The organism is Acidovorax sp. (genome assembly GCF_047607405.1).
GTDB lineage: Bacteria > Pseudomonadota > Gammaproteobacteria > Burkholderiales > Burkholderiaceae_C > Acidovorax.
In genome coordinates this window covers 1-4,253 of the sequence record NZ_JASGDA010000116.1, presented here as the reverse complement: position 1 = coordinate 4,253, position 4,253 = coordinate 1, and the positions used below count along the sequence as shown (strand labels likewise).

General features: G+C 66.7%; 5 protein-coding genes. 4 read left to right on the top strand and 1 reads right to left on the bottom strand.

The window, feature by feature from the left end; translation table 11 throughout:
* Window positions 1-1,658 (bottom strand): ATP-dependent RNA helicase HrpA (gene hrpA, locus QM569_RS14155; protein WP_414987875.1); only part of this gene is annotated, 1,658 nt, incomplete at its 3' end.
* An 80-nt stretch (window positions 1,659-1,738) separates the two neighbouring features.
* Here hrpA and QM569_RS14150 point away from each other — a divergent pair.
* The 4 genes from QM569_RS14150 to argA form a co-directional block, all read left to right on the top strand.
* Complete coding sequence (locus QM569_RS14150; RefSeq protein WP_414987874.1) at window positions 1,739-1,999, top strand: DUF6364 family protein; 261 nt, start codon at window positions 1,739-1,741, stop codon at window positions 1,997-1,999.
* The gene (locus QM569_RS14145) at window positions 1,996-2,424 is read left to right on the top strand and encodes a PIN domain-containing protein (RefSeq protein WP_414987873.1); all 429 of its coding nucleotides are present in this window, start codon (window positions 1,996-1,998) and stop codon (window positions 2,422-2,424) included. The genes QM569_RS14150 and QM569_RS14145 overlap by 4 nt, the downstream gene beginning before the upstream one ends.
* A 299-nt stretch (window positions 2,425-2,723) precedes the next feature.
* Entirely contained in the window at window positions 2,724-2,963 is a 240-nt protein-coding gene (locus QM569_RS14140) for a hypothetical protein (protein ID WP_414987872.1), read from the top strand.
* Window positions 2,964-3,009: 46 nt separating this feature from the next.
* Window positions 3,010-4,253: amino-acid N-acetyltransferase (argA, locus tag QM569_RS14135; RefSeq protein ID WP_414987871.1), on the top strand; the 1,244-nt coding region annotated here is incomplete at its 3' end.

Genomic DNA, 4,253 nt, shown 5'->3' with positions numbered 1-4,253 from the left:
GCACCCTCACCCCCGCCCTCTCCCGCAAGCGGGAGTGGGAGTGAATTGCCCCCTCTCCCTTTGGGAGAGGGTTGGGGTGAGGGCAACGCCCGCGCCGAAGGCAGGCTGGGCGCTCCGCCGCGCGCCTCGTTGATCCACTTCCACAGCTTCAGATACCCGCTGAACTCGCTTTTCTCATCATCGAACTTCGCATGCGCCTGGTCGGCCTGCTGCTGCGCCTCCAGGGGCCGGTCGCGCACGTCCTGCACGCTCAATGCGCTGGCAATCACCAGCACCTCGTCCAGCGCGCGGCGCTCGCGCGCTTCCAGGATCATGCGGCCCACGCGCGGGTCGAGCGGCAGCTTGGACAGCTCCACGCCCAGGGGCGTCAGCTCGTTGGCGTCATCCACCGCGCCCAGCTCTTGCAGCAACTGGTAGCCGTCGGCAATCGCCCGGCCCGAGGGCGCTTCGATGAAGGGGAACTGCGCCACGTCGCCCAGGTGCAGCGACTTCATGCGCAGGATCACGCCCGCGAGCGAACTGCGCAAAATCTCCGGGTCGGTAAAGCGCGGGCGGCTGTTGAAATCCGCCTCGTCGTACAGGCGGATGCAGATGCCGTTGGCCACCCGCCCGCAGCGCCCGGCGCGCTGGTTGGCCGCGGCCTGGCTGACGGGCTCCACCAGCAACTGCTCCACCTTGCTACGGAATGAATAGCGCTTGATGCGTGCCGTGCCTGCGTCGATGACGTATCGGATGCCTGGAACGGTAAGCGAGGTCTCGGCCACGTTGGTGGCCAGCACGATGCGGCGGCCCGTGTGGCCGTCGAAGATGCGGTCCTGCTCGGCCTGGCTCAATCGCGCAAACAGCGGCAGCACCTCGGCCCCGCGCATCACGGGCTGGTGCGACAGGTGCTTGCGCAGGTGGTCCGCCGCCTCGCGGATTTCGCGCTCGCCGGGCAGGAAGACGAGGATGTCGCCCGGCGCATTGCCCTGCCACAGCTCGTCCACCCCATCCGCAATGGCCTCGTTCAGCCCGTAGTCGCGGCTTTCCTCAAACGCCCGCCAGCGCTGCTCCACCGGATACGTGCGACCCGACACCATGATGACCGGCGCTGGCCCCTTGGCGCTTTCAAAATGCCTGGCGAACCGGTCCGCATCGATGGTGGCCGAGGTCACGATGACCTTCAAATCCGGCCTGCGCGGCAATATCTGCCGGAGGTAGCCCAGCAGAAAGTCGATGTTCAGGCTGCGCTCATGCGCCTCGTCGATGATGAGCGTGTCGTAGGCATTGAGCAGCGGGTCCGTCTGCGTCTCGGCCAGCAAGATGCCGTCCGTCATCAGCTTGACCGAGGCATCGCGCGACAACCGGTCCTGGAACCGCACCTTGTAGCCCACCACGTCGCCCAGCGGCGTGTTCAGCTCCTCGGCGATCCGCTTGGCGACGGAAGACGCCGCAATGCGGCGCGGCTGCGTGTGGCCGATCAACCGGCCCTTCTGCCCCGGCGGGGCATTGCACTTGCCCCGCCCCAGGGCCAGCGCGATCTTGGGCAACTGCGTGGTCTTGCCCGAGCCAGTCTCGCCGCACACGATGATGACCTGGTGCTTTTGCAGCGCCTGCGCGATCTCGTCGCGGCGGGCGGAAACGGGAAGGGAATCGGGGAAGGTAATGGTCAGGGGCACGGGGCGGATTGTCTCACGCCGCCGGGTTTTCACGAATTCACGTGCTACACTGGTTTTCGTGTCTCACGAGGAAGCCCATCATGACCAACCTGACCATCACGCTTGAAGACGCTATCGTGAAGAAGGCACGGGTGCGCGCCATCCATGAAGGCACCTCGGTCAGCGCCAAGGTGCGCGAATTCCTGGCGGCCTACGCGCAGGGCGACGATGCGCCTCAACAGGCCGCCGCCCAGGCATTCATCGCCGCAGCCCGGCGCAGCACGGCCAACCACCAGGGAGCGCGCTGGTCGCGCGAAGACGCCTACAACCGGCCATATCCCCACGGTGGCGGCAACACATGACGATCTGCTTCTTCGACACCAACGTCCTCATCTATGCCGTCGACGCGAGCGACCCCGTCCGGCGCGAACGCGCACTGGACCGCCTGGCCCGCGCGGTGCGCGAGGGCGCGGTGGTGCTCTCCACCCAGGTGCTGCACGAGTTCTACGCCATCACCACGCACAAGCTGAACCCACCCCTGCCGCCCGCCGAAGCCGCAGCGCAGGTGCAGCGGCTGTGTACCTTCCAGATCATGGGCAGCACGGCGCACAGCGTGCAGGCCGCCATCGCGCTCGCGCAGCAGCACCAGTTGCAGTGGTGGGACGCACTCATCCTCGAAGCCGCGCTGCGCGCGGGGGCGGACGTGCTGGTATCGGAAGACGGGCAGGCGGGGCAGCGCTTTGGGCGGCTGGTGGTGGAAAACCCGTTCAGCGGCACGCAGCCCTGACCAGCGCGCTTCTTGTGTCTGCCACACGCAACGCCTCTTGCACGCGGAACTTGCCAGCACCGCCCCGGCCCTGCATCATCCCGCCCTCGCTTCCCACCGCCGCAACGAGCAACCTTGCGGCGGATCGTTTTTCAAGGAGCCTCTTCATGATTGTTTCGATGTTCATCAACACCCTCCCCTGAACAACACGGTTTTCCGCCCCGGCTGAACCGTGTGCCTACACGTTTCGGCCATGGCAAGCGACAACAAAGCCCTGGCCTCCTTCGACAGCCGGGGCTTTTGCTTTTGGGAAACCGCACATGAGTACACAAAAACGCTCCCGCGCCTTTGAACAAGGTCAGGTCAAGGCATTGCGCCGCATGAAGCAGCCGATGGCGCTGCTGATCGAGAAAACCGCCGCGCCCCCGCGCAACCCCGTCGCGCGCGCCATGGCCGCGCGCAATGGTGCCGGGCGGCACATCCGCAGCCAGGGCGCGCAGCGCAGCGCCGACCGCGTGGCGTTGCAGCGCCTGGCGCGTGACTTTCTCCAGGACGGCTGAGATTGCCACGCCACTTATCATTCCCCCCTCACCACACCCCACGCCCATGTCCGCCGTCTTCAACTTCACCTTCGTGCCCTGGTTCCGCTCGGTCGCGCCCTACATCCACAAGTTCCGCAACCAGACCTTCGTGATCGGGCTCACGGGCGAAGCCATCGCCGCGGGCAAGCTGCACAACATCGCGCAAGACCTGGCGCTGATCCAGGCCATGGGCGTGCGCATCGTGCTGGTGCACGGCTTTCGCCCGCAGGTGAACGAGCAGTTGCGCGCCAAGGGACACGAGGCGCGGTACTCGCACGGCATTCGCATCACGGACTCGGTGGCGCTGGACTGCGCGCAGGAGGCCGCAGGCCAGCTGCGCTACGAGATCGAGGCCGCCTTCAGCCAGGGCCTGCCCAACACGCCCATGGCGGGCGCCACGGTGCGCGTGATCTCGGGCAACTTCCTCACGGCGCGGCCCGTGGGCATCGTCGATGGCGTGGACTTTCAGCACACGGGCCTGGTGCGCAAGGTGGACGTGGCGGGCATCCAGCGCACGCTGGACATGGGCGCGCTGGTGCTGCTATCGCCCTTCGGCTTCTCGCCCACGGGCGAGGCTTTCAACCTGAACATGGAAGAAGTGGCGACCAGCGTCGCCATCGAACTGCGGGCAGACAAGCTGATCTTCCTGACCGAGATGCCCGGCATCCGCACGCGCCCCGGCGAGCCCGAGAGCGATGACAACCCCATCGACACCGAGCTGCCCCTGGCGGCGGCCCAGGCGCTGCTCGCCAGCCTACCCACCGCCCTCACGCCCACCGACACGGGCTTTTACCTGCAGCACTGCGTGAAAGCCTGCAAGGCGGGCGTGGAGCGCAGCCACATATTGCCCTTTGCAGTGGACGGCTCGCTGCTGCTGGAGGTGTACGTACACGACGGCATCGGCACCATGGTCATCGACGAGAAGCTGGAGGAACTGCGCGAGGCCACCATCGACGACGTGGGCGGCATCCTGCAACTGATCGAGCCGTTCGAGAAAGACGGCACCCTGGTCAAGCGCGACCGCACCGAGATCGAGCGCGACATCGCCACCTACACCGTCATCGAGCACGACGGCGTGATCTTCGGCTGCGCCGCGCTCTACCCCTACCCCGAGGCCAAGACCGCCGAGATGGCCGCCGTCACCGTCTCGCCGCAAAGCCAGGGCACGGGCGACGGCGAGAAGCTGCTCAAGCGCATCGAACAGCGCGCGCGCCTGCTGGGGTTGTCGAGCATCTTCGTGCTCACCACGCGCACCATGCACTGGTTCAT

What these genes read in the sequence shown, in the direction of transcription:
- QM569_RS14140 (WP_414987872.1), top strand. Translation starts at nt 2,724, where the DNA reads ATGAGTACACAAAAACGCTCCCGCGCCTTTGAACAAGGTCAGGTCAAG.
- QM569_RS14145 (WP_414987873.1), top strand. Translation starts at nt 1,996, where the DNA reads ATGACGATCTGCTTCTTCGACACCAACGTCCTCATCTATGCCGTCGAC.
- QM569_RS14150 (WP_414987874.1), top strand. Translation starts at nt 1,739, where the DNA reads ATGACCAACCTGACCATCACGCTTGAAGACGCTATCGTGAAGAAGGCA.